We start from the raw sequence: 24,414 nt of genomic DNA, 5'->3' as shown, positions 1-24,414 counted from the left end.
ATCTTAAAATGATCTCAATAATTAAAGCAAATTCTATGAAAAAGCTCCTGATAACCTGCCTTGCCGGATTCTTGTTTTTCCAGGTTTCATGTGTAAACTCGAAAAGTAACAAAGAAAACGGCAGTGTGGTAAAGATAGAGACCTCCTATGGCGACATCACCCTCCGTTTGTTTGATGAAACGCCTATTCACCGCGATAATTTTATCAAACTGGCCAATGAAGGTTTTTATGACGGATTGCTCTTTCATCGGATCATTGAGAATTTTATGATTCAGGGAGGCGATCCGGATTCGAAGAATGCGACACCAGGCCAGCGGCTGGGTGGAGGCGATCCGGGCTACACGCTGCCAGCTGAGATTAACGATCAGTTTTTCCACAAAAAGGGCGTGCTTGCTGCTGCCCGGCGGGGAGGCCCTGACAACCCGGAAAAGCGTTCATCGGGTTCCCAGTTTTATATTTTGCAGGGAACGGTATTCACGCCAGGTGCCTTAGACACGCTGGAACAAAAGATGAATCAGCAACAACAACGAGCCATCATGAAAAAACATTTGGATCAGGCTCAACAAGAACTGAACGAGCTTCGGAAAGCCGGCGATCAGGATCAATTCAATATTCGTGTCGTTGAAATCAGAGAAGAAGCCAACGCAGAAGCCAGCCAGCTGCCTGCGAAAAAACTGTCAGCCGAGCGCCGTGAGGCTTACACCACTGTTGGAGGCTATCCCTCACTGGATCAGGAATACACCATCTTTGGCGAAGTGATTGATGGACTGGATGTGCTGGACAAAATTGCTGCCGTTGAAACAGACCGGTATGACCGTCCGGTAGAAGATATTCAAATGAAAGTGAAAGTACTGGATTAATGAAGCAACTAACACTGATCATACTCTTTTTACTGAGCCTGCACAACGTGAGTCAGGCGCAAGACCGGGTGGTTGAAATTAAAACCAACCTGGGCACCATGAAGTTTGAACTGTACAACGACACGCCCAAACACCGCAATGCCTTCATCAAGCTGGCCAGCGAGGGCTACTACGATGGAACCTTATTCTACCGTGTCATTCAAAACTTCTTGATCCAGGGAGGCTCCAAGTCATCGCGCAACGCACCTCCCGGCAAGCGCATTGGTTATGGCGATCCGGAACATACGGTAGATGATGAAATTCTGAAACACTATTACCATCAAAAAGGTGCCTTGTGTGCTCCCCGTCAACCCGATGAGGTTAACCCCTTCAAGCAGTCCGATATTTCGCAATTCTACATCGTAAAAGGCCAGGTTTTTACAGAAGGACAGCTGGATACGCTGGAAATGGCTGTTAACCGTCCCATTCGTAAAAAGATTACGAAACAGATTTACACCCCCGCTATCCGGGAGGAGCTAAAACAGTTGAAAGCCGAGAAGAAAGTGGATGAGTTTCGGGCCATTGCCGAACGAGTTAAAAGAGACATTGAATCGGCCTATCAACTCAATCCAAATGTACTGGAGTTCTCCGAGGCTCAGCGCAAAGCATACACCACCGTGGGCGGTTATCCTGATCTGGATGGCAAGTACACCATTTTTGGCCAGTGCATCAGCGGTTTTGAGGTGATTGATAAAATTGCTGCGCTGGAAACCGATGAAAACAACCGCCCCCTGAAAGATGTAACCATTGAAGTGAATCTGATCGAATGAAATACCTAAAGTACGCCTTGTTTTTTCTGCTCATTTGCGGACACCTGATTAGCTGCACATCGTCTTCTCAAAAAGAGAAAAACACTTCGCCTGAGGCGAAACAAGCAAAAGCGAAACCAGCTGATTCGGCTCAAAACTATGCTCAAGTCGTTCCATCGCTGGTTAAAATTGAAAGCTTCAACAAGGGGCGTTTTTTAGAAAGCGAAACGGCATTCTTTGTTGGCAAACAGGAGATTGTATGCCGGCTATCCATGCTCAAGAATGCCACAGATGTCCGCATCACTCCATTTGATGAAGAGAAGACCTATGCCATTTCAGGGTTTCTGGCCGTTGACCGGATCAACAATCTGGTGCTGCTAAAGGTAGAAGGCATTGAACGCACCCCCATTCCGCTTTATCCGGGCATTGTTCCCAAAACCGCCAAAAGCATCTACCTGACCAAACCTCAAAGCAACACCCTCCCCCTGCATCGCGGCCAGGTGCTCAATTACGGCAAGGTTGCCGGGGTTAACCAATACCGCGTTGACAACCTCTTCCGATCAAAATCTTACGGAACTCCGGTCTTTGTTTCCAACCTTCAGTGCATTGGCCTGGGTTATGCGGAAGTTGTTACCTACGAAAACCAAAATTTGGTTATTCCGTCAACCTACATTGCAGCCCTACTGGAGAAGCAATCAGCAACCGTGCAAAAACTGGAAAACTTGCGCACCCAGGCGAGCGAGGCCATGAGCAAAGCCAACAGCAAAGTTAAAGGCTTGCGCATGGAAACCGACTATGGCACGATTCAGATCCGGCTGTTCAACGAAACGCCCGAATACCGTGATAATTTTATCCGGCTGGTGCGTGAAAACTACTACGACAGCCTACTGATTCACCGTGTAATCAAAGGCTTTGGCATTCAAAGCGGTGCTGCGGACACCCGCTACGCCGGCCCCAATGACATTGTAGGCTGGAAAGGTCCCGGTTACACCCTGCCGGCTCATATTGTTCCAGGCTTCTTCCATCGGCGGGGCATGATAGGCTCCCCCCGAAAGCCCGATCGCGGCAACAGCAAACGTCGTTCCGATGGCTCCCAGTTTTACATTGTCACCGGCCGGGTGTACTCCGACAGTGAACTGGATGCCATTGAAGAAGAGAATGGACAACGGTTTACGCCCGAACAACGGCGGATTTACAAAATTGAGGGCGGTGCTCCTCACCTGGACGGAACCTACACCATTTTTGGTGAAGTGGTCGATGGGTTGCAGGTAGCCGATGAAATAGTAAAGCTTCAAACAGATGAAGATTTCAGGCCCTTAAACGATATTCGGGTGAAAAAAATCACCATTATCGACTAGGCTTTTGGTATTTCCTTCCATCCAATTTACGTTTTCCCCCTTGAATGATTATCTTTGCCGATCTATTTCAACAGGACAGACGATGTTAGACAAAATTAAGCAGTTACAAGAGGAAATTGAAGCCTTGAGTGCTTCAGGTAAAGACGAAGTGGAAGAACTCCGCATCAAGTATATCAGTAAAAAAGGATTGGTTAGCCAATTGTTTGCTGATTTTAAAACGGTACCTGCCGAGCAGAAAAAAGCTGTTGGACAAGCCATCAATGTTTTAAAGAATAAGGCCCTCGATAAGATTAACGAGCTAAAAGAAAGCTTTGAGAATGCTGATCAGGGAGATGGAAGCACTGACTTGAGCCGCCCGGGTGAACCCATGCGACTGGGAACGCGTCACCCACTGGCCATTGTTCGTAATGAAATTGTTGAAATATTTGCCCGTCTTGGATTTACCGTGGCTGAAGGCCCCGAAATTGAAGACGACTGGCATGTGTTCTCGGCCTTGAATTTCCCACCGGAGCACCCCGCACGCGACATGCAGGATACTTTCTTCATTGAAAAAGATCCGGATGTGCTGCTACGTACCCACACGTCCAGTGTGCAGGCCCGTGTGATGCAGAAAACACAACCTCCCATCCGCGCAATTTTCCCCGGACGCGTTTTCCGCAACGAAGCCATTTCAGCTCGTGCCCACTGTATTTTCCACCAAATTGAAGGACTGTATGTGGATGAAAACGTATCGTTTGCCGATTTGAAGCAGACGCTGCTGTACTTCTCACGCGAACTGTTTGGCGAAAAAACCGAGATTCGTCTGCGCCCATCTTACTTCCCATTTACCGAGCCATCGGCTGAAATGGATGTGAGCTGCTCCATTTGTGGCGGAAAGGGCTGTAACGTTTGTAAATACACCGGATGGCTTGAGATTTTGGGTTGCGGAATGATTGATCCAAACGTTTTGGATTCCTGCGGTATTGACTCGAAAAAATACACCGGATTTGCCTTCGGAATGGGAATTGAACGAATTACCATGTTGAAATACGGAATCAAAGACATCCGCCATTTCTTCGAAAACGACGTTCGTTTCCTACGTCAATTTGAATCAGCATATTAGAATAAAAATAAATTCACACAAAGAAATCCTGGACTCCGGTTCGGGATTTTTTTTGACCACCATTTGAAAACCAATTCCAGAGAACCTCTGCTTTTGTCTCCAAAGTGAATGGCAGGTAGTAAATGAAAAACTGGCCGATGGTCGTGGTAGTTGGCTAAAAGTTAAACTTCATCAAGCCAATAAATCAAACAAGTCTTCGGCCTCTTCGACAAAATAGTCCGGATTTAGGCTTTTAAGATCCTCGTTGTTGCCAAACCCATAGCCCACTGCAATCGTGCTTATTTCATTGGCCTTTCCGCCTACAATATCGAATTTGGTATCGCCAACCATCACCACTTCTTGCGAAGGAAAAATTTGGTTTCGATCCATCACCCGGGTAATCAGCTCGGCCTTGGTATGTTTCTCGCCACTTCCCGCTCCTTCGGCATCTACCAGGTAACGATCCAGTTCGAAGTGGCGCAAAACCCGCTTCATAAACTCATCTTTCTTCGAAGTGGCCACATACAGCTTTCGCCCCTGCCCATCCAACTCCTGCAGCAATTCCAAGATACCGGGATACACTTCAGCCTCGTACATCCCACGCTCACTGTAGTACTCCCGAAAAAGCCTCATAGCCAGCTGACTTTGCTTCTCGTCAAAATTCAGAATATGCTTCAAGCCATCCTGAATCGGAGGTCCAATTAATTGATCAATAACAGCCTCACTATCCAGGTCGAGCGACATGGCATCCAACACATAGTTTAACGCATTATGCAAGCCAAGCTTCGAGTTTACCAGCGTTCCGTCCAAGTCGAAAATAAGGTGCGAGAAATGGGTCATATCGTCTGTTTTAACAACAAAGTAAGTGGAAAATATCGAAAGCTTAAAAAGCTTCATTCGGGTTTTACCGAATCAGGCTGCAAAGTACTTGCGACTGATGAGATTATGTTTTAATTTCACTGGTAATTTAACCAAATACAAAACCTTATGGAACTTCTCTCACCCTCACCAAAACCTGTAATTCCGTGGCAAGGAACCGTATTGGGGCTCATCGGCGTCGCTCAAATTCTATTCTCCATCCTGTTTTTCTTTGTCATCATGTTAGGCCTCACCGTAGGGGGTTTATTCTCCGCCTTTGCGCTTCCCGATGTAGAGTCTCTTCTCCCCTCACTAGCTATCGGTTCCATTGGCGTTCTGGTCGTTATATTCGGCCTTCCTTTCTTCATTCTGAAGGTATTGGTAACAATCGGTTTATTCAGAGGTAAACGCTGGACGGTTATCGTTACCATTGTGTTTGCAGCCCTCGGCCTGATGATGCATCTGGGATCATTCAATCTTTTTTGGCTCACCTTTACGGCCATCGAATTGGGTCTGGCCATTGTCTGCCTGCGCGATCCGTTTTACAACCAGAACAATCCCGCTTACCGGCCTCACACCTGATTGAATTAACGTCCCGTTTGCTGGCTGCTCTTCCGGGGAATTCGCTTAACACACCTGAATCATTATCTTTGCGCCTTATTTCAGGGAAAAGCAAGCGTTGACACTATGAATGAGTACTTTTTGCAAATCATCCGGGAAGCAACCGGAGCCAGTAAACTGACCAACAAAGAACACATCCAAAGCCTGTGGAGCGGCTATGGCAGCATTGATCGTTATCAGCTACAGGGATCGTCCTACAGGAGCGTGGTGGTCAAGCATGTTCGCCTGCCCAACCAGGACCATCACCCACGTGGCTGGAACACCGACCTCTCGCATCAGCGCAAACTGCATTCGTACCAGGTTGAAACCAACTGGTATAAAAACTGGAGCAAGCAATGCGATGAAACCTGCCGCATTCCGCATTGCCTGGCACTGGAAAGCCAGGGCGACGAAGTGCTGATGGTGATGGAAGATTTAGACGAAGCCGGATACCCGAAGCGAAAATCCTCCGTTAGCTGGAATGAATTGGCTACCTGCCTGCAATGGCTGGCTAATTTCCATGCCACTTTCATGCATGAAAAACCAAACGGACTTTGGGAAGTAGGTACTTACTGGCACCTGGATACCCGCCCTGATGAGTTGAAAGTACTGGATGATCTTCCGCTGAAAAAAGCGGCCCGAGCCATTGACCAACAACTACGCGAAAGCCCGTTTCAAACTTTTGTACATGGCGATGCCAAGCTGGCCAACTTCTGCTTTTCACCCGACGGGAAAAACGTCGCAGCCGTCGATTTTCAATATGTAGGCGGCGGATGCGGCATGAAAGATGTGGCCTATTTTATTGGCAGCTGTTTGTACGAAGAGGATTGTGAACGCCTGGAAAGTCAGCTGCTGGACACCTACTTTCAGGCTTTGCGGCAAGCGCTGACCCCCCAAAAGCCAGCCATCGATCAGGATGCATTGGAAGCCAACTGGCGCGAACTTTTCCCGGTAGCCTGGACCGATTTTCACCGCTTTCTGAAAGGCTGGAGCCCCGGCCATTGGAAAATAAACAGTTACAGTGAACGACTGGCCCGTCGCGTTGTTAAACACATTAATTCGTAAGCCCATTACCATGAAACTAAATCAACAGGATCTTCAAATACTCAGCAAGGCTGCTATTCATGCTGCTCAGCAAGCCGGCCAATTAATATCAAGCTACAGCCAGCAAAAGATGGCTGTGAAGAATAAAGGCGTGGGCGACAGTCTGGCTTCGCAAGTAGTAACTGAAGTTGATCTGATGGCTCAGGAAATGATTCTGAATTCCTTGGCTGCAGTCACCAAACAATATGATTTAGGCACTTTGGGCGAAGAAAGTCCGGACAACCACGAACGCTTCGAAAAGGATTATTTTTGGTGCATCGACCCCATGGATGGCACGCTGGCCTTTATTAAGCAACGGCATGGCTACGCCGTGTCCATCGGCTTGGTTTCGCAAGCCGGAGAGCCGGTTATCGGGGTTATTTACGACCCACTGACCCAAACCCTGTATAAAGCGGCAAAAGGGCAAGGAGCTTATCGCAACGGTCAAAAATGGCAAGTGTCAATTCCCGAGGAAGCCCCCCTACACCTGATTAGCGATACCAGTTTTCAAGATTTGCCGCAATTTGAACAAAGCCTTCAAGAGCTGGAAATTATTAGCCAAAAAATGGGTTATCAGGGACTTCAAACACGCTTTCAGGGGGGTGCCGCACTGAATGCCTGCTGGGTGCTGGAACAAGCCCCGGCCTGCTATTTCAAATATGCCAAAAAAGAACTGGGGGGAGGTAGCCTATGGGATTACGCTGCCAGCGCCTGCATCTACCAGGAAGCCGGAGCCTGGGTTAGCGACATGCATGGCAATCCGCTGGATTTGAACCGCCCGGATTCCACTTATCTCAACCATCGGGGAATTCTTTACGCCACCAGCGAAAAGCTTGCGCGGGAAATTATTGCATTAGGCGAAAGAATGTGTCAAGAAAATGGAGACCAGTAGCCTGAAAAGCAAACTATTCATGCAGTTTAACTTTTGATTTCTTCCCGACAATCACCTGCAGTTGTTGTGGTAAAATTTCCAGCTCGAACTGATGGTTTCCCAGGTTTTCGCCGTCCGCTTCACCTTCAATCTGGTTTTCAGAAGCTACGACCACCTTGCTGGCCTGAAAGACAGATACCCGCTCATCGTTCACAAACTGGCCATTGAATAGGCCCGGCAAGTTTTTTAGAATACCGCCCAAGCCAATTTCACGAATGACAGTCACCTGAAAAACCCCGTTATTGGGAATGGCTCCCGGCGCCTGCATCATGCCTCCACCATTGTATTTTCCAATGCCAATACTGGTCGAAAAGATCAGATCTTCCACCTTTTCACCATCCAAACGAAGGCTCACTTTTCGGGTTTGGTAATTCAGGTAACCGGTAACCAGGCTTTGCAAGTAAATCCGCCAGCCAGTATGTCCCTTTTCCTTCAGTCGATTGGCTTTTTGGGCAACTAAAGCATCAAAGCCAAAACCGGCCATATTCGTAAAAAATCGCTGTTTTTGCTGTTCTCCTTCCTGGTAGTTGATCAAGCCGACATCCTGCAAAATGGTTTTGCCTTTTCGAATCCGCTTGATCGCTTTTTTGTAGTTGTTGGGAATACCAAAAGTTTTGATCCAATCGTTGCCTGTTCCTACCGGAATCATCCCTACAATCACTTCCGATGGCGCACAAACCTGCTGCTGAAGCACACCGTTTGCCACCTCATTCATTGTTCCATCGCCCCCAGCCACAATCAGTTTCCGGTAGCCACGCTCAATCCCTTTCATCGTTAGATGGATGGCATGTTGCGGATAGTTCGAGATAAATAATTCAAACTGAAAACCTGCCTTATGCAGCCGTTTTCGTATTTTCTCCACGTCTTTGCGTCCCTGTCCGCTTCCGGCCTGCGGGTTCAGAATGACCATCCAATTTGTAAGTTTGGCTTTTCCCATGATTCAGTCTTTGATCAACCGACGGCAAGATACACAATATCCAAAGTTTAGGAGAAAAGCGAAACAATTCTTTTAGTCATGGAAAAACATCAGGCATTTAGCTTAAGTAACATCAAAAGCACAATTCCCCCGGCCATCAGCAACGCAGATGCAATATTGACAAGGGCCGTCAGCCAAAAGTCACGGTCTGCAATTGGTTTTTCATAATGTCCGATGAAGGGTTTGTCCACCAACCGCCCATGATAAACATTGGGGCCTCCAAAGCGGCATTTCAGAATTCCGGCTAAGGCAGCTTCCGGATACCCTGCGTTGGGGCTGGCATGTTGATGGCCATACCGAAAAACATGTATCAAACCACCCGGACTAAAACTCACCAGTACCATCAACAGGGCTGTTAAACGGGCGGGAACAAAATTAAGCAGGTCATCCAAGCGGGCGGCAAACCAGCCATAGGCCTTATAACGCACATTTTTGTAAGCAATCATCGAGTCGAGGGTACTGGCCATTTTAAAAGCAAAAAGCGCAGGAACACCGCCTAAAGCATAAAAAAACAGGGGTGCAATCACCCCGTCGCTCAGGTTTTCGGCCATGGTTTCCAACACAGCCGTGCGAATTTGCTGCTCATTCAGTTGGGAAGTATCGCGCCCCACAATGAAACTGAGTTGTTTGCGCCCGGCTTCCAGTCCTTCGGTTTTCAAGGCCCGGATCACCAGCCACGATTCAACAATCAGACTCCGGTTAGCCAACCCGAAAAAGACAGCGACTGATGCCACCACCCAATAAACCACTGGAAAAGCCTCCAGCCAACGAAACAACAAAAATAGGATTAGCCAGGTACCACCCACCAAAAAGCCGGACGTAAGCGCCCCTTTCAGCCTGCGATAATCTCCGCGGTTGAACCGCTTTTCGAACCAGCTGATCAGCCAGCCAAACAAACGAATGGGATGCGGCAACCACCGGGGATCACCCAACAGGCTATCGAGCGCGAAACCAATGAGCAGGGGAAGTATGATCAAGAAAAAATTATCCATAAAATAATAGCCATGTTTTTAATTACGAGTTATCCCGAACTCATTTCGGGACCTGCCTGCTAGTAATGCATATCCTGAAACAAGTTCAGGATGACGCTCATTTCTTTTTCATGTTATACTTCATCACTGAATACAGGTAATCCATATCGACACAAGCCCGCACATGATCGGCCAGCTTGTCGTACTGTTCCTCTTTGAAAGCAGCGTAATCAAACTCGGCCACATCGGCCTGCAGGCCATTCGCCTCGAGTAGGGCTTCTATCACCGTTTTGTTATCCAGAATTCCGTGTAAATAGGTTCCCCACAACTTAGGCGAAACCATACAACCATCCTCTGTTCCATCCTCCAGGCGACATAGCGACTCTGCTCCCATGCGCCGGGTTTGCCCCATGTGAATTTCGTAGCCCGAGCAAACTTCGGCCCGATTCTGAAAACGAAAGCGGGTTTGTTCGGTCCTTTTTTCTTTGCTCAGTGTGGTAATTACCGGCAACAATCCCAATCCAGGCATAGTTTCCACATCGCCTTCAACATGATCTGGATCACGAATTTCTTCGCCCAAAATTTGGTAGCCCCCACAAATGCCATACACGCCTTTGCCAGCTTCCGAGGCCTGGATGATTGCTTTGACCAGTCCCCGCTCGCGCAAGTGTATTAAATCGGAAATGGTATTTTTCGACCCGGGAACCAGCACGATATCCGCCTTGGCAATCTCGGCTGCATTGGCCGAATAGTACAAGTTGACATCCGGCATGCGCTCGAGCATGTGAAAATCGGTAAAGTTGCTCATGTGACGCAGTAATACCACGGCCACATTAATTTTTCCGGCTTCTGTGCTTCCGCGTTTATAGTCAATCACTACGCTGTCCTCCTGCTCCACATGAATATCGTTAAAGTAAGGAACCACACCGATCACCGGAACTCCGGTCAATTCCTCCAGCATGGTTCGTCCTTCGTCAAACAAACTGATATCTCCCCGGAATTTATTGATCAGAATACCTTTGATCAATTTCCGTTCGGCTTCGGGCAATAGCTTGATGGTACCATAAACACTTCCAAACACGCCTCCCCGATCAATGTCGGCAATCAGAATGGTTGGTGCCCCGGTTTCGAGCGCCACCCGCATATTGGTAATGTCTTTGTCCCAAAGGTTAACTTCCGAAATGCTTCCCGCCCCCTCCATCACAATGGGATTGTATTGTTCGTTTAAGGATTGCCAGGCTTTCATCGCTTCAGCAAAGAGAAAATCACGGTCGGTTTTCAGAAAATACTCCCGGGCCGACTGGTCACCCATCGGTTTCCCGTTTAAAACGATCTGTGCACTTTTAGCACTGGTGGGTTTCAGTAAGATGGGATTCATCGCACTCAGGCAGGGAATACCGCAGGCTTCGGCTTGTACGGCCTGCGCACGTCCCAGCTCCAGCCCTTCTTCGCTGGCGTAAGAGTTCAACGACATGTTTTGCGCTTTAAACGGCGCCGGAGCATAGCCGTCCTGCTTGAAGATACGGCAGAAGGCCGCATTAATTACCGATTTACCAACATCGGAACCCGTCCCGACAAACAGGATGGGCTTGAGCTTTTGTATGTGTTTCATTTGATTTCAAATTCATAAACACCACCATACGATGGTGCAAAGTTGGAAAAAACAGCCTCCATGGATTGGTTTTCCAGCATGGATTTTAACAGCCGAATAACCCCGGCGTGCGTTACAACAGCCACACGTTTGTGGGTTGATCGACTGAGTTCATGGACAAAATCAGCCACACGCTGATGCAATTCCGGTAAAGACTCACCTCCCGCTGTTGGCAATTCCTGATAATGATCCATCCAATGCCTGCCTTCCGGTGTGGTATAAATCGTATCCCAAGATTGCATTTCCCACTGTCCAAAGTTCATTTCTTTCAACCGATCGTCCTGGACAATGGGATGATGAGCAAATACCGCCTTGGCCAATGTCTGGCAACGGCTTAGCGGACTTGAAAACACCGCATCGACCTTTAGTCCGGCGGTAGCTGCCTGTACCTCGCTCAATTCTTCCCGGTACGAATCAGCCAAAGGCACATCGGTTTGTCCGTAGCAAATTCCAGCAGAAACAGCCACACGGGTATGTCGGATTGCAATGAGTTTCATCTCTAACAGCTTACAAAACAGCCAGCAGACACAGGTAAAAAACCACTTCAATCATCTGTTGAAGTGATCCCAGACAGTCGCCCGTATAACCTCCAACCTTACGTTCAATGTACTTTTTGAACTGAAAAGTAATCAGCAATGAAACCGGAAGAGCAACCGCCATGAGTTGCCACGGTAAAAAAGCAGCAGGCAACAAACCAAAAAGTACGGCCAAAATCAGGTCTGCATTCTTGCCCCGCTTGCCAATGGGCTTGGTTTTACTCAATTCATCTTCGCGCGAGTACCAGCTGGTAAAAATGATGATGACAGGCATCAGCCGGCTAAAAGCATGGCCAGCAACCAAGGCCAGCAAAATCATTTGGGCTGAAAGACATTGCAAGGCCAGAAACTTGGTTCCCAACATGCCAATCAGTCCCACTGTGCCATAGGTTCCGATGCGGCTGTCTTTCATGATGGTGAAAATCTTTTCGCGGGTATAACCGCCTCCAAAGCCGTCGCAAAAATCGGCAAAGCCATCTTCATGAAAAGCGCCCGTTGCAAAAATGGTCGCCAGCATACTCATAAAAACAGCCAGTTGAAATGGCAGGAACAAGCTTAACCCATAGCATACCGCAGCCCCAATGCCACCGATAATCCATCCAATCAGAGGGAAATAGCGGGTAGAGCGATTCAGCCGCTCATTGGAGAATGGCAGGTTTCGAGGCACCGGAATCCGGCTATAAAACATGACTGCTGTTAAAAACAGGTTGACTTGCTCTTTCATTATTCAAGACTTTGGATATTAGATTTTCAGACAACTTCGAGTTCCGTAAGAAAAGCCCTTAAGTTCAAGTTTCAACCTTCGGTCTGCGATCCCAACGCTATCCCCTGGCTCTCTGCTCTTCTGCTACGCTTTATTCGAAACTCCGGCATCCTCAAAGCTAGCCATTTCATTTAAGAAAGTAGCTGCCGCCCGAATAACCGGAAAGGCTACTGCTGCTCCCGATCCTTCGCCCAAGCGCATGCCCAGGCTCAACACCGGCCTGGCTTGCAGGAAGTTGAGAACCAACTGGTGACCTTGTTCTTCAGAAGCATGACAAAAAATACAGTTTTCACGAACCGACTCATCAAACTGAATGGCCGTTAAGGTGGCCGAAGTTGCAATAAATCCATCAATCAGGATGACCATACCAAGCTTGCGGGCTTCCAGAATGGCTCCCACCATCATGGCAATTTCCAGCCCGCCAAAAGTAGCCAGAGTTTCCAGGGCCGACTGAGGGTTATACTTTTCAGAAACCGCCTTCAAAATGGCTGTTTTATGGTCCAGTTTATCGCCGGTCATTCCTGCTCCTTTGCCGGTGCACTGCTCAATGGGAAGTTTCATAAAACGATGCATCAACAACGACGATGGCGAAGTATTGCCAATGCCCATTTCTCCAAATCCGATGGTATTGCATCCCGCTTCAGCCTCCTTTTTTACGAATTGAGCACCACGCTGCATAGCCAGCTTACATTCTTCCAGGCTCATGGCAGGTTCGTTCATCATGTTCCTGGATCCGCGAGCTATTTTAGCATTGGTAATCGGAAGTTCCGCAGGAAAATCATAATCCACCCCGGCATCAATCACCTTCAAATCAATGCCATTTTGCTTACAAAACACATTGATGGCTGCTCCGCCTCCACAAAAGTTCATCACCATTTGCCAGGTCACTTCCTTCGGATAAGGGCTCACGCCTTCATCGGCCAGTCCGTGGTCGGCAGCAAACACAAGCAAGCTTGGTTTTTCCAGTTTGGGTGAAAGGGTGTTCTGAATCAACCCCAGCTGTAAAGCAATGCTTTCCAACTGTCCTAAAGCACCATGTGGTTTGGTTTTCAGGTCGATTTTATGTTGTAATTGGTCTTTTAAATTTAGGGTCATTTGTTGCTAAAATTAGAGATTCTCATTCAGTAAACATATCTATTCGTCGCCAGTCAATGGTTCACACAAAGCGCCTTATGCGCCTTCCTTTATTTTGACTGGAATACCGGAAACCATCAGGTAAACCGTATCGGCTTGTTGGGCAATAAACTGGTTTATCCAGCCTTGCAGGTCGGCAAACTTGCGGGCCATTTCATTTTCAGGATGAACCCCCATGCCCAGCTCGTTGCTCACTACCAACAGGTTCATATCTTGCTTGACAAACTTGGTCCATTCCGCTTTAGCCGCTTCCATGGCCACTTCAAGCTGATAGTCATTGTCGTGGAAAAAGTTGGTCAGCCACAAGGTGATGCAATCCAATAAAACCGTTTTCCCCGTCAAGTCATGCCTTGACAAGAGCTTTTCCTCCTCCAGGGTCTGCCATCGGCCATCCCGGTCGCTTTGATGCCGCTTCACCCGCTGGGCAAAATCTTCGTCCCAAATGCGGGCTGTTGCCAGATAAACCGGCGATTCGGATTGCGCCTCCGCCAGCTGTTGGGCAAAACTGCTTTTTCCCGATCGGACACCTCCTGTTATCAATGTAATTGTTGCCATAGCCTATTCGTTTTTGAACTTAAAACGTTCTATTTGCCTGTTTGGTAAGATCAGTTTAAACAAAACAAGAGGCAGACTGCTGTTCCAGTCCCCTCTTGCTCAACACAACTACCTGATTTTCTTAACAAGTTGCATCTATCTATTCTAATCTAAAAAAAGCGCCATTGCCGGTGAAGCCCCTACAGTTTTAGTGCTTAACAGTTCGCCTGCAGTATTGTATATTTTCATCAATCCTGCACCCGTCACACTTTCTCCGGCAAACACATAAATTTTGCCGTCTACAGGGTTCACTGAAACTCCTTTCGCCCCCGAAATATTGCTTATAAATGGATCAGAGCCAAAAGTCTTTGTGGCCACATCAAATTCTGATAGCGATCCAGTCAGGTTCCATTCGCCCTCCCCATCCTGAACGTAAGAAGCAGCTGTAACGTAAATCTTCGTAAAATCGTTGTTTGCCGCCATAATCGAAGCGTACTCGGTGCTAACCCCGCTCAAGGGGTAAATCTCCTCCAGCTCATTGGTTACCGTATTGATATAACCCAAGCCGGTTTGATCGGAAGGATCAGAGTATGTATTCAACAAAGAAACATACAGGTTTCCTTTAGGATCTTTTATGAAATAAGAACTAACAGCAGGGGTAACAATATAAGAAATAGCCTGATCATCGAGATTCATTACCGCCACACTATCTTTAAAGTTTAATGCGGCATAAAGCTTTCCATTCACAATTTCAAGGCCTTCAGGACCGCCAGGAAGACTGATCGTTTCTTCTACTGTTCCTGTAGTCAAGTTGTATTTGGCAATGTACGAATCAGCCATCAAATCCCAATCAGCATTTTCACTCCAGCATGAAACATACAGATAATCGCCGCTGGCCACACAAGCACGAGGCTTTTCGATCTGCTCCGTCAGTCCGTTCACTGTTTGCTCAAACAGCGGGTTTACCGTAATTAATTGATCCGGCATATTTCCCAGTAAAAACACCTGATCATCATACTGATACATATACTGAATATTGGAAAGTAATTCCAGTTCATCATTCTGTTGCTGGTAGTAGAAATTAGTCAACTTGTCCGAATCATAATCATACTTGGAAATGCTGGCTCCACCCGAACCATAATCTCCATAATTCACAATATAAGCGCCCCTCACCAGTTCACTGGGAAACGGATCTTGTTTCGGCTCATCATCTTTAGAGCAAGAACTCAGAACAGCCAGTGCCAAAAACAGCACCGAAAAATAGCTCAACAATTTTTTCATAAAGTATAATTTTGGATTTTAAATAATATTCAGATTCGTAGACAAACTCAGGCGAAAACTTCGCCCAGGCATGGCGTAATAACGTTCGTTCTGGTAATCGACATCCAGCAAATTATCCACTGAAAACGACAGATTAAACCCTTGTTTTCCTAACTTGAGCTGACGCGACACCCCACAATTTGTCAGGAAATAGGGATCCATTTCACGTCCAAATTCATCCGAGTAACGCATACCCGTGTAAGCGCCATCAGCATAAACCAGCCAGGCCTTTCGTTTCAAACTTAAAAAGACATTGCCCATGTGTTTGGGTACGTAAATCAACTGTCGGTGCGTTACGCCGCTTTCCGACACATTTTCAACAGCTTCAACCGGATTGAAATTGTAGTTCAACCGAAAGTTCAAATGATTGTCTCCCAGCTGCCAATCGGTGTTGGATTGAAACTCGAACCCTTTGCTTACCACTTCCATCAGATTTTGCGCCTGCCAAACTCCAAAGTTGCGCCACTCAATCCAATTCTTGACATCCATATAGAAAGCATTCAGCTTCAGGTCCGATTGAAAATCATCCCGACAGTAGATGTAATTCAAGCCCAGCTCGTAATTCATGCCATCTTCAGCTTTAAGGTTGGGATTTCCTTGTGTTCCCCAATACCGGTCGTTGAAGGTTGGCACACGGTAACTCCGGGCAAGGGTGGATGTCAGTTTCAGAACCGACAAATCATTCGTAAACAGGCGATATTCCGCACCCAGTGAGGGGGTAAAAGGAGCATCAAAATCGGTAACAAACGACTGCCGCAGGTTAAGGGTCAATTTCAATCGGTGCCAAAAGGTGGCAAAAGCTGAAACATAAGCATCCAAATGCTGCTCGTTATCAACCACCTCATCCGAATAGGCATAGACATCGGGCACCATGTATTTGTACTTTAGCCCGGCCTTGTAACCCAGGTTCGAATTAATATCCTGCTTCACCTCCAACTCCGAAACCAACCGGTCGGTTCCAATGCGTTGCACATCGATGCTGTCATAAACCTGCATATCATGCACATAACCAACTCCCAAACGGTAATTTAAGCTTTGTTTGTTGTTTTCATACTGCGACCAAAACCGCACATGCTTGTTATCCAGCTGCTCCGTGGTTTTATAATGAAGGTTGCTTGGCATGTTGGGCTGAATTTCGTGCCAATCGTGTTCCAGCCAAACGGCTGATTTAATAAATTCTCTTGAATTGAACCGGTAATTCAGCTCCTGAACCAGCCCTTTATTTTCAATGGACGCCCCATTTTGCCGGTCAGCTACCGGCTCACGGTTCTCCACATCTCCGGTATACGGATTATCAAAGGGGAAATCATTCTTCTTTTTGTAGTAAAACAGGCGGGTAACAGACTCCCAACGCCCATTCCCAACAAATACTTTGGCTCCGTACAACTGCTCTCCAAATGAGCCTTGAGTAATGGTTGATTGCACTTTCATCCCATCCGTCCAGTTACTTTTTAGTCCGAGGTAAATGGCTCCTCCGATCGACCCTGACCCGTTCACCGCCGACGAGCTTCCGTATTGCAAATCCAGCCCGTCAAACAGGTACGAGGGCACCGACGACATGTTACTATGCCCCAGGGTTAAGGAATTGACGTTGAGCCCGCCAAAATTTATGGAAGTATGGTCGGGCGCTGTTCCACGCAACCGGATGGTGGATAAACCACCCGCATTGGATTTTACATAGATTGGGGTAAAACGCATCAACAACTGATCGAGACCACCACCTGAAGACAATTGCAATTGCTCGTTTGAAATGGATTCCAACTTAGCACCGGCCTGGTACTTTTTCACGGTGGCGTAGGTGTTTACCTCGTCCAGCAAAATGGTGTCCGAAAGACTGTGCTCCTGAGCATAAAGCCCACCAATAGCGAGCACCAGAAGTCCTGATAATAAAATAAACCGTCTCATTTCTAAATTAGTAGAATGAGCTTAGGATAAGATTGTGAAAAATACGCGATTATTATTCACTAGCTTTATTCCCGAAGCTTTTGTTCATATTCAAAACGGATTTTGGCAGGTCTTCTGGCTCACCTTGCTTTCTGACGCCTTCCCGTTCTGATAAAAGAACAGTGGCATGGGGTTCAGAAAGCTGTATTAAGGCTTACAGCTGCGGGTACAGCTCCGGATTCTAACCGGATTCCCTATTCATCCCGACCGCGGAACGATCGTTGGAACCAAATCCGTGGCAAATGTAGGAATAATTTCTGTTTGAAAAAGGCTTTTTCCACTTCTCCATTCAAAATCAGGAAAAATGAGGCTAATAGCTGAAATTGATTCTCAAGCCCAGCAACAGGTGCTCGTCCTGCTGAGGACCAGCCGTTTCTAGCCACTGGAGGTGAGGAGAAAGATAAACCCATTGGTTGAACTGATTGCTAATGTAAAGCTCAGCCAGCCGCTCATGCTGGTCGTCGCCAGTAAGTTTGGTATCGCCATAAGCCAAGCCAACATTAAACTCCCGGTTCAGCACCAATTGCTTGAACCCGATGCCGGCACTCCAGGCCCGTTCCACTCCATACCATTCGGCCAGCTTCGATTCATTTTTGGCATAACGCCCAAATATGGTAAAGGTTCCCGCAATCAGCTCATCCGCCGAAAAACCAAATCCCTGGCTATTTCCTGCTGCCGGATGCTCATAGCCATAAATCCGGAAATTGGCTTCCCACTTGCTGCCGGGAAACAGCATAAAGCCCGTTTCGGCAATTTTAAAGTGATGCCGCATCAGGTCATTGCCCGAATTGTCGAGACGATTTAAGCCAACCTGAAGGTAAAACCGATTCAGGAACGAGCTTCGCAGCCGGATGCCGGGAGAGTTTGGAGGTGCCGGCAGTGCCGTGCTATTCACAAAGGCTCCGCTTAAAAACTGGCTGGTTTCGTCGTTGGCATGCAGGTTATTATCGAAGTAGTTGGTCACATCAATCTTCCCAAGATTCACCGTCAGGATGTCTTTCAAAGCCCGAAATTCGGCCCAGGCTTCCAGCACCACCAAATGGTCAATTCCTTCAGCACTTTGGGAAGAACCGGCATCGGCATTCAAAACACTCCGGTTGGGAATAAGCTGATCCGGCCCGTCGCCACCCACGGCCTCCAGATCGAAGAACAAAATGGTATGCGGCCCAAAGCTGGTAAAGGCAAAAATATCAAATGAACCGACGCCCTGGTAATTGGCATCCGACCTTGGTTCTACCTGAACACTGGCGGTAGCCACTCCGTTAAACTGCAGTTTCCCATCGCGTTGGCTAAGGGCCTTCAGCAACTCGTCCACCTGTTTGCGCTTGGAGCGCTGAGCCTCGGGAATATCAGCTCCTTCCTGGGTTTCAAACAAGCCCAAAAACTGATTGATTAGTGTAGTATCGCGCTGGTCGGTTCGTGGTTCAAAAACAGGTAAGGCCAGTCCTTGCAGGCTGAGGATCACCAACAGCACCGCCCCAAAAATAAGTCGTATTGGTCGCATAGAACTTGCTTTTGCTCAAGCAAGTTAAGTCAATTATGCGAATCTTTCATCATCTTCTCACTCACCAAAAAGATAACGGGTTTGTTGGAATACGGATTGGTGCGGGTAATAACCGGCGTTTTATAAACTTTTTCGATGGTATCGAAGGAAAGGACTTCCTCAGGTGTTCCCTGGGTAAACAGTCTCCCTTCGTTGAAAAGAATCAGCTGATCGCAATATTCCGAGGCCAGGTTCAGGTCATGAATTACCATCAAAACAGTCAGTTTCATCTCTTTATTGAGTCGGTACAAAAGGTCCAGGATCTTAACCTGGTGCGTAATGTCCAAATGCGAAGTCGGCTCATCGAGAAGCAGCAATTCCGGTTCCTGTGTCAAGGCCCGCGCAATGGCCGCCCGCTGCTGCTCTCCCCCACTCAGCTCAGTCATCAGCTTGTCTTTATGCTTCAAAACATCGGTCAACTGCATGTAATGGTGGGCTTTTTCATAATCCCCTTTCGACTCGAAAAACTGAAAGCGGTTGTGGTAAGGCATGCGCCCCATCAACACATAATCTTCCACCAAAATCTGATCGGTATCAACAAACTGACTAACAATGGCAATGTTTTGCGCCCGCTCTTTCAAGGAAAGTTGCTGAAGGTTTTTTCCTTTCAGAAAAACCGCTCCATCCAAGGTAGCAATGGAGTTGGTGATGCCACGAAACAAGGTTGTTTTTCCGGAGCCGTTGGGCCCGATAATCCCGTTGAAGGAGCCCTTCTCCAGGCTCAGGTTAATCCCGCTTAGTTTGAACCCGGGGTAGCCACAGGAGAAATTATCGATGTGAAAAAACGTGTCGCTCATGCTAATTCCCCTTTCTTTTTTGACTCATTAACAACAAAAACACGACTCCGCCAATGATGCCGGTAATCACCCCAATGGGTAGTTCGTTGGGCGAAATAATCGTTCGGGCCACCACGTCGGACAACACCAGGAAAATACCTCCCAACAAAAAAGAGCCGATCAGTAAAAACCGATAATCCGAGCCAAAAAGAAGCCGCAACACATGCGGAATAATCAGGCCCACAAAACCAATAACGCCGGCTACCGATACGCAAATTCCGGCCAGTAAGGAAGCCAGAATAAACATCACCCGGATCACCACATTGGTGTTGACCCCCAGGTGCATGGCTTTTTCTTCGCCCAATCGCAAGGCATTCAGCGGTTGCACAAACAGGTAGGCAATGACCAATACCACCAAACTCGAAATCAGGGTTAGTTTGATCAGCCCGGTATCCGGTTCATCCAGCGAACCCATGATCCAAAACACGATGCCATGCAGGTTATCCGAACTGGTGGTAGCCATCAGGAACATCATGGCAGACGAAGCAATGAAGCTGACCATTACCCCCGTAAGCAGCATGTTTTGAATGTTGATGCTTCCCTTTCGGCTACTTAGGGTATAAACCAAAAAGATGATTACAAAGGCCCCCGTAAAGCCCGATAAGGGCAACATAAAAGAGCCCAGGGAAACGTGTAAGCCCAACACAATGGTAAAGGCTACCCCGAGCGACGCACCGCCTGAAATTCCGAGGGTAAAAGGCTCAACCAGCGGGTTCCGGTAAATGCCCTGCAAAATGACACCGGCCAAGCTTAAGGCACCGCCAACAGCAATGCCCAGAATAACGCGTGGCAGGCGCACCCTTGAAATCAGCAAGTACTGGAGGTTGCTTTCATCGCCGCCGTGTAATAACATCCGCCAGACTTCGCCAACACTTAGTTTCAGCTCACCTACCGACAAACCAATGCCTGCCGAAAACAATAAGGCGGCGATTAAGGCCAGCACGGCCCCGATCCATTTGATGTATTTTCCTTGTCCGACCAATGTTTATTTCTTTAGTTCATAAGTTCCTGCGTTCATCATTCCGCCAATTCTATTACGAGTAACCGCAAAAACCGGTACATCTGCTTTTTTATTTCATGCTTAGAAGTAATCCGTTTTCCGGGTTTTTAAAGCACGCAATGAAAACCAATCCTTCTTATTCGTTCAAATCCAACTGTCCTGTAGCCGGACGGGCTCATTCTTTTCCATTCGATGAAAAGAATGCAAAAATCTTGTCAAACCGAACCCTCTGCCGGGCGCTTTGACGGCCCCCCACCCGTACCTGACAGGCATATGACTTTTTTCTAGCCTTTTGGACTTTTAAACTGAGCTAAATGTACCAGCAAAAAACCGGTACATCTGCTTTTTTATTTTATTCTTAGAAGTGATCCGTTTCCCGGGTTTTTAAAACACGCGATGAAAACCAATCCTTCTTATTCGTTCAAACTCAACTGTCCTGTAACCAGACGGGTTATTTAAAATTCAATGCCTTTCCGACTGGGAATTCCCTCATCGAAGGGATGCTTCACCTTGTTAATTTCTGATACATAATTGGCCTTGGCAATGAGTCCGGCTGTGGCACCACGCCCGGTTAGTACCAACTCCATTGTTTCGGGTTTCGATTCGATAAATTGAATCAGATCAGCTTCTTCCAGAAAACCATCGCGTACACAAATCACAATCTCGTCCAGAATCATCAAGTCGGGCGAAGCGGTTTGGCAGTAAGCCGACAAATACACCAGCGCCTCTGCCACCTGCTTGCGAAGGCTTTCCGGGCTCACCGATTTATTGAAATTCGGGTGTCCGTCGGTGAATCCCATAATGGTTGCTCCCAGCTTTTTCAGGCTGTCAATTTCATGATAGCCATACAACTCAGGCCGCTTCATAAAATGAGCATACACCACCTTCAACCCTTGTCCCAGAGCCCGGGTGGCCAAACCAACCGAAGCAGTCGTTTTTCCCTTGCCTGTTCCGGTATATACATGAACCAATCCTTGTTTCATCGTTGGTAAATTTTAGTGATTAAATCCTCCAGAGACTCTACAAACGACAAGGGGGTTGGGCTGCAGGCCTTATCGGCATCCATCATAAATATTTGATTTTTCTGCACCGCACTCAGGCTCGGATAGCTCATCCATTGGCTCTTTTCCTCTTCTCCAATCATGCCCATCAGCACCACCACGATGATGTCGGGATTACGGATCAGCACAGACTCGCGGGTAATGCTCCCCACCGTCAGGTCGGCCGCAATATTTTCCGTTTTTGAAAAACGGATGAAATCGTTCATAAACGTGTTGGGAACCACCGAAAACAGGGGATTAGCGCCAATCTGCAGTATAATTTTTTGTGACGGAGCATCTGCCGGAATCCGTTCAAGCGTTTGCTTCATCCGAGCTTTGGCATCGGCAATAAGCGTTTCAGCCTGTTGCTTTCTCCCTACCTGCTCGCCCAGGTCAATAAACTGGCTGCATATCTCCTCAAAGGAGCGCGGTGAATCATACACCAGCACTTCCACCCCCAATTTCCTGAAGGTGTCAATGGTTTTGGGTTTGGTGAGCGAAGTGGTAATCACCAAATCCGGCTGAAGCAGCACGGCTTTTTCGTAATTCACCTGAATAGCCGAGGCCACCACCTCGGCCTGCGTGTCACTTTGCAGGGTGCAATAACTGGTACATCCAACCAGCAAGTCGCCGGCACCCAGCAGGTACAGGTTTTTGGTCAGCGAAGGAGCCAGCGAAATGATTCGCCGGGGGGCTTGTGCGTGTGTTGCAACCACGGCAACAACCACAAAAACAAGCGTTAACAAATAACTCGAAATTTTCTTCATTCTACTTTTAGGGCTTTGCGCCTTGGAGAAATCGAATTGGCAGGAACCACGTTCCCGACGATCTTTTTTCCCGAAGATCCGGTTAAACAATCTGTTGTTGGCAGGTCTTCTGGCTCACCTTTCTTTTTTTGAGGCCTTCCCACCCCGGAAAACCGGGACAGTGGCTGGGGTTCAAAAAAGATTTTGCAAGGCTTACAGCAGCGGGGACTGCTCCGGATTTGCACCGGATTCCCTTATTAAGGCACTTTCTGATAAACAGAAAGCAGGCCACCACAACACCCGCAAAAGTAGAAAATAATTTTGGGAAAGGAGGAATTCCACGCAAGAGAGAATTTTTTGAGCCCCTGCCCCAAGTATCATTTCTGCTTCGCTGGCTCTTTTCTTTGGATAAGTAAAGGAAGTCTGCAAGGAATCAAATCATACACCAGTCCGATGCATCAGAGATTCACCACCTTATCGGCTACTTTCTGTAATTCAATAATGTCCATCATGGTGCCGGCCAGGCCAACTTCCATTTTGTCGATCAGCCCAAAATGATTTAAACAGGTTTTACAAGCCATGAGCCGGACGCCTTTTTGCTCCAGCGTTTGCAGGATTTCGATAACTGGTGAGCCACTGCAAATAAGCTGAACGCCCGCATTGTAAAAGACAATTACCCGGGGCAGGTGGGTTTCTTCGTTCAGCAGTTTCAGGTAGTTACTAACCAGCAAAAGGCCCAGCGATTCATCGCCGGCTCCCATGCCGTGCTGTGTAATTTGTATCAGAGTGTTTTTAAAGCTTCCCATTGTAAGTTTCGTTTGACTATGAAGTTTGACTTGCTCCTGCCCTTTCCGGGAAACCGCTCGTTCCTCAGCGCGCAGGATATCAGCAAAGGTAAATCTTCCTTCCTTTTATTCTCCCAAAAAAGAAGTCAACTTCGAACGAAACCGGGCTTACATGATTTTTTTGCGATCAGGCTTCAGGTTTTTCACCCACTGGTTGATGATGTAGTCATGCTTGCTAATCCACTCACGCACACCATCTTCGGGACTGGCTTCACCAGTCATGGCATCAATAAGGCTATTGATTTGTTTTTCAGAAAGCTGCATGCGCTCGAAAAAACGAACCACATCCGGCAGACGATCTTCCAGCCCACGGGTTCCCAAGGCATAGATATTTTCCTTTTCGCCAAACACCTTGAGCGGATCATCCAAAAACCGGATGTCGAAACGGGCAAACAAGCCATGCGGCTCCCACCCTGTTATGATCACCTCTTCGCGACGCTTGTAGGCTTCGGTAAACAGCCTCACCATTTCCTGCTCCGACAGGTTTTTCAGCTGAACCGTTTCAAGCATGTATTGCTGCATGGCATAGCGCGCCTGGTACATCACCCCGGCTTCGGCCTCAATACCAATTATGGTCACATCGGTTCCTTTCAAATCCTCCAGCGAGTGGTAACGGCTGTAGGCGGGCACCAGCAATCCTGTTCGCGCATCGGGATAGATGATTCCCAGTTGTTCAATCGAATCGGCATAAGCCTCCAGATAGTGACCGTGAGTTTCGGGCAACCAGGCATCGGCAAATACGTCTGCTTCTCCCCTCGCCACTTCGGCATAAGCCGACTCCACATCGCTCAGTTTGGTTTGCACGTCAAAATCCATCCGATCCTCAAGCAGTATTTGAGCCAGCGTGGTCAAGGCAACCGCTTCCGACCAATCGGTATAGACCAGCTTTACCATTCGCTCCTGCCGGGGCTCTTGGCTGGATGGCGCACTGCAGGCATTCAACAGAAAAACACTCAACAGGGAAAGCAATATGATTCGAAATTGAACTCTCATAGGATCTGAATTTTAAGCCATTA

At 47.7% G+C, this 24,414-nt stretch carries 24 protein-coding genes and 2 riboswitches; of the genes, 7 read left to right on the top strand and 17 right to left on the bottom strand.

All coding sequences use genetic code 11. The annotated features are described in order from the left end of the window. Positions 1-35 precede the first annotated feature (35 nt). From Q1A18_RS08480 to pheS, 4 genes are all read left to right on the top strand, one after another. Entirely contained in the window at positions 36-860 is an 825-nt protein-coding gene (locus tag Q1A18_RS08480; RefSeq protein WP_299578516.1) for a peptidylprolyl isomerase, read from the top strand. Beyond that, positions 860-1,669: a peptidylprolyl isomerase gene (locus tag Q1A18_RS08475; RefSeq protein WP_299578515.1), complete on the top strand. Its 810-nt coding sequence runs from the start codon at positions 860-862 to the stop codon at positions 1,667-1,669. The genes Q1A18_RS08480 and Q1A18_RS08475 overlap by 1 nt, the downstream gene beginning before the upstream one ends. Beyond that, positions 1,666-3,006 (top strand): peptidylprolyl isomerase, encoded by a 1,341-nt coding sequence (locus Q1A18_RS08470; RefSeq protein WP_299578514.1) that lies wholly within the window; start codon positions 1,666-1,668, stop codon positions 3,004-3,006. Before Q1A18_RS08475 ends, Q1A18_RS08470 begins: the two co-directional genes overlap by 4 nt. Positions 3,007-3,088: 82 nt before the next feature. Further along, the gene (pheS, locus tag Q1A18_RS08465) at positions 3,089-4,108 is read left to right on the top strand and encodes a phenylalanine--tRNA ligase subunit alpha (protein ID WP_299578513.1); all 1,020 of its coding nucleotides are present in this window, start codon (positions 3,089-3,091) and stop codon (positions 4,106-4,108) included. Positions 4,109-4,279: 171 nt separating this feature from the next. Here the strand turns inward: pheS and Q1A18_RS08460 are convergent, their stop codons facing one another. Next, entirely contained in the window at positions 4,280-4,927 is a 648-nt protein-coding gene (locus Q1A18_RS08460) for an HAD-IA family hydrolase (protein WP_299578512.1), read from the bottom strand. A 147-nt stretch (positions 4,928-5,074) separates the two neighbouring features. Between Q1A18_RS08460 and Q1A18_RS08455 the strand changes: the two genes are divergently transcribed. The 3 genes from Q1A18_RS08455 (at position 5,075) to Q1A18_RS08445 (ending at position 7,520) form a co-directional block, all read left to right on the top strand. Then, positions 5,075-5,527 (top strand): hypothetical protein, encoded by a 453-nt coding sequence (locus tag Q1A18_RS08455; RefSeq protein WP_299578511.1) that lies wholly within the window; start codon positions 5,075-5,077, stop codon positions 5,525-5,527. 105 nt (positions 5,528-5,632) lie between these two features. Continuing rightward, positions 5,633-6,610 carry an oxidoreductase family protein gene (locus tag Q1A18_RS08450; RefSeq protein WP_299578510.1) on the top strand — a complete coding sequence of 326 codons (978 nt, stop codon included), beginning with the start codon at positions 5,633-5,635 and terminating at the stop codon, positions 6,608-6,610. A gap of 10 nt (positions 6,611-6,620) precedes the next feature. After that, the gene (locus Q1A18_RS08445) at positions 6,621-7,520 is read left to right on the top strand and encodes an inositol monophosphatase family protein (RefSeq protein WP_299578509.1); all 900 of its coding nucleotides are present in this window, start codon (positions 6,621-6,623) and stop codon (positions 7,518-7,520) included. Between the two features lie 13 nt (positions 7,521-7,533). Here the strand turns inward: Q1A18_RS08445 and Q1A18_RS08440 are convergent, their stop codons facing one another. The 16 genes from Q1A18_RS08440 to Q1A18_RS08365 form a co-directional block, all read right to left on the bottom strand. Beyond that, positions 7,534-8,496, bottom strand: coding sequence for a diacylglycerol kinase family protein (locus Q1A18_RS08440; protein ID WP_299578508.1), 963 nt, complete (start codon positions 8,494-8,496; stop codon positions 7,534-7,536). Positions 8,497-8,585: 89 nt separating this feature from the next. Next, on the bottom strand, positions 8,586-9,527 hold the full coding sequence (gene cbiB / locus Q1A18_RS08435; protein WP_299578507.1) for an adenosylcobinamide-phosphate synthase CbiB: 942 nt from the start codon (positions 9,525-9,527) through the stop codon (positions 8,586-8,588). Positions 9,528-9,624: 97 nt separating this feature from the next. Beyond that, positions 9,625-11,118, bottom strand: a complete 1,494-nt coding sequence (locus Q1A18_RS08430) for a cobyric acid synthase (RefSeq protein WP_299578506.1) — start codon at positions 11,116-11,118, stop codon at positions 9,625-9,627. Continuing rightward, positions 11,115-11,654, bottom strand: coding sequence for an alpha-ribazole phosphatase (gene cobC / locus Q1A18_RS08425; protein WP_299578505.1), 540 nt, complete (start codon positions 11,652-11,654; stop codon positions 11,115-11,117). Before cobC ends, Q1A18_RS08430 begins: the two co-directional genes overlap by 4 nt. A gap of 10 nt (positions 11,655-11,664) precedes the next feature. After that, positions 11,665-12,417, bottom strand: a complete 753-nt coding sequence (locus Q1A18_RS08420; protein WP_299578504.1) for an adenosylcobinamide-GDP ribazoletransferase — start codon at positions 12,415-12,417, stop codon at positions 11,665-11,667. A gap of 123 nt (positions 12,418-12,540) precedes the next feature. Continuing rightward, positions 12,541-13,551 (bottom strand): nicotinate-nucleotide--dimethylbenzimidazole phosphoribosyltransferase, encoded by a 1,011-nt coding sequence (cobT, locus tag Q1A18_RS08415; protein ID WP_299578503.1) that lies wholly within the window; start codon positions 13,549-13,551, stop codon positions 12,541-12,543. 75 nt (positions 13,552-13,626) lie between these two features. Then, positions 13,627-14,145, bottom strand: coding sequence for a bifunctional adenosylcobinamide kinase/adenosylcobinamide-phosphate guanylyltransferase (gene cobU, locus Q1A18_RS08410; RefSeq protein WP_299578502.1), 519 nt, complete (start codon positions 14,143-14,145; stop codon positions 13,627-13,629). Positions 14,146-14,289: 144 nt separating this feature from the next. After that, positions 14,290-15,405, bottom strand: a complete 1,116-nt coding sequence (locus Q1A18_RS08405; protein ID WP_299578501.1) for a DUF5074 domain-containing protein — start codon at positions 15,403-15,405, stop codon at positions 14,290-14,292. 18 nt (positions 15,406-15,423) lie between these two features. After that, positions 15,424-17,349, bottom strand: coding sequence for a TonB-dependent receptor (locus tag Q1A18_RS08400; protein WP_299578500.1), 1,926 nt, complete (start codon positions 17,347-17,349; stop codon positions 15,424-15,426). Between the two features lie 86 nt (positions 17,350-17,435). Further along, a riboswitch (cobalamin riboswitch) is annotated at positions 17,436-17,635 on the bottom strand. Between the two features lie 63 nt (positions 17,636-17,698). Beyond that, positions 17,699-18,892, bottom strand: coding sequence for a hypothetical protein (locus Q1A18_RS08395; RefSeq protein ID WP_299578499.1), 1,194 nt, complete (start codon positions 18,890-18,892; stop codon positions 17,699-17,701). Between the two features lie 29 nt (positions 18,893-18,921). Further along, entirely contained in the window at positions 18,922-19,728 is an 807-nt protein-coding gene (locus Q1A18_RS08390; RefSeq protein WP_299578498.1) for an ABC transporter ATP-binding protein, read from the bottom strand. Position 19,729: 1 nt separating this feature from the next. After that, positions 19,730-20,749: an iron ABC transporter permease gene (locus Q1A18_RS08385; RefSeq protein WP_299578497.1), complete on the bottom strand. Its 1,020-nt coding sequence runs from the start codon at positions 20,747-20,749 to the stop codon at positions 19,730-19,732. 473 nt (positions 20,750-21,222) lie between these two features. Beyond that, positions 21,223-21,750, bottom strand: a complete 528-nt coding sequence (locus tag Q1A18_RS08380) for a cob(I)yrinic acid a,c-diamide adenosyltransferase (RefSeq protein ID WP_299578496.1) — start codon at positions 21,748-21,750, stop codon at positions 21,223-21,225. Beyond that, the gene (locus Q1A18_RS08375; RefSeq protein WP_299578495.1) at positions 21,747-22,574 is read right to left on the bottom strand and encodes a helical backbone metal receptor; all 828 of its coding nucleotides are present in this window, start codon (positions 22,572-22,574) and stop codon (positions 21,747-21,749) included. Before Q1A18_RS08375 ends, Q1A18_RS08380 begins: the two co-directional genes overlap by 4 nt. Positions 22,575-22,655: 81 nt before the next feature. After that, a riboswitch (cobalamin riboswitch) is annotated at positions 22,656-22,864 on the bottom strand. A gap of 147 nt (positions 22,865-23,011) precedes the next feature. Beyond that, positions 23,012-23,434: a sulfurtransferase-like selenium metabolism protein YedF gene (gene yedF, locus Q1A18_RS08370; RefSeq protein ID WP_299578660.1), complete on the bottom strand. Its 423-nt coding sequence runs from the start codon at positions 23,432-23,434 to the stop codon at positions 23,012-23,014. Between the two features lie 72 nt (positions 23,435-23,506). Continuing rightward, positions 23,507-24,391, bottom strand: a complete 885-nt coding sequence (locus tag Q1A18_RS08365) for a glycine betaine ABC transporter substrate-binding protein (protein WP_299578494.1) — start codon at positions 24,389-24,391, stop codon at positions 23,507-23,509. Positions 24,392-24,414: the final 23 nt, after the last annotated feature.

Source organism: uncultured Sunxiuqinia sp., assembly GCF_947495665.1.
Taxonomy (GTDB): Bacteria; Bacteroidota; Bacteroidia; order Bacteroidales; family Prolixibacteraceae; genus Sunxiuqinia; species Sunxiuqinia rutila.
The sequence above is the reverse complement of the archived record's forward strand: the minus strand, read 5'-3'. Positions and strand labels throughout refer to the sequence as shown.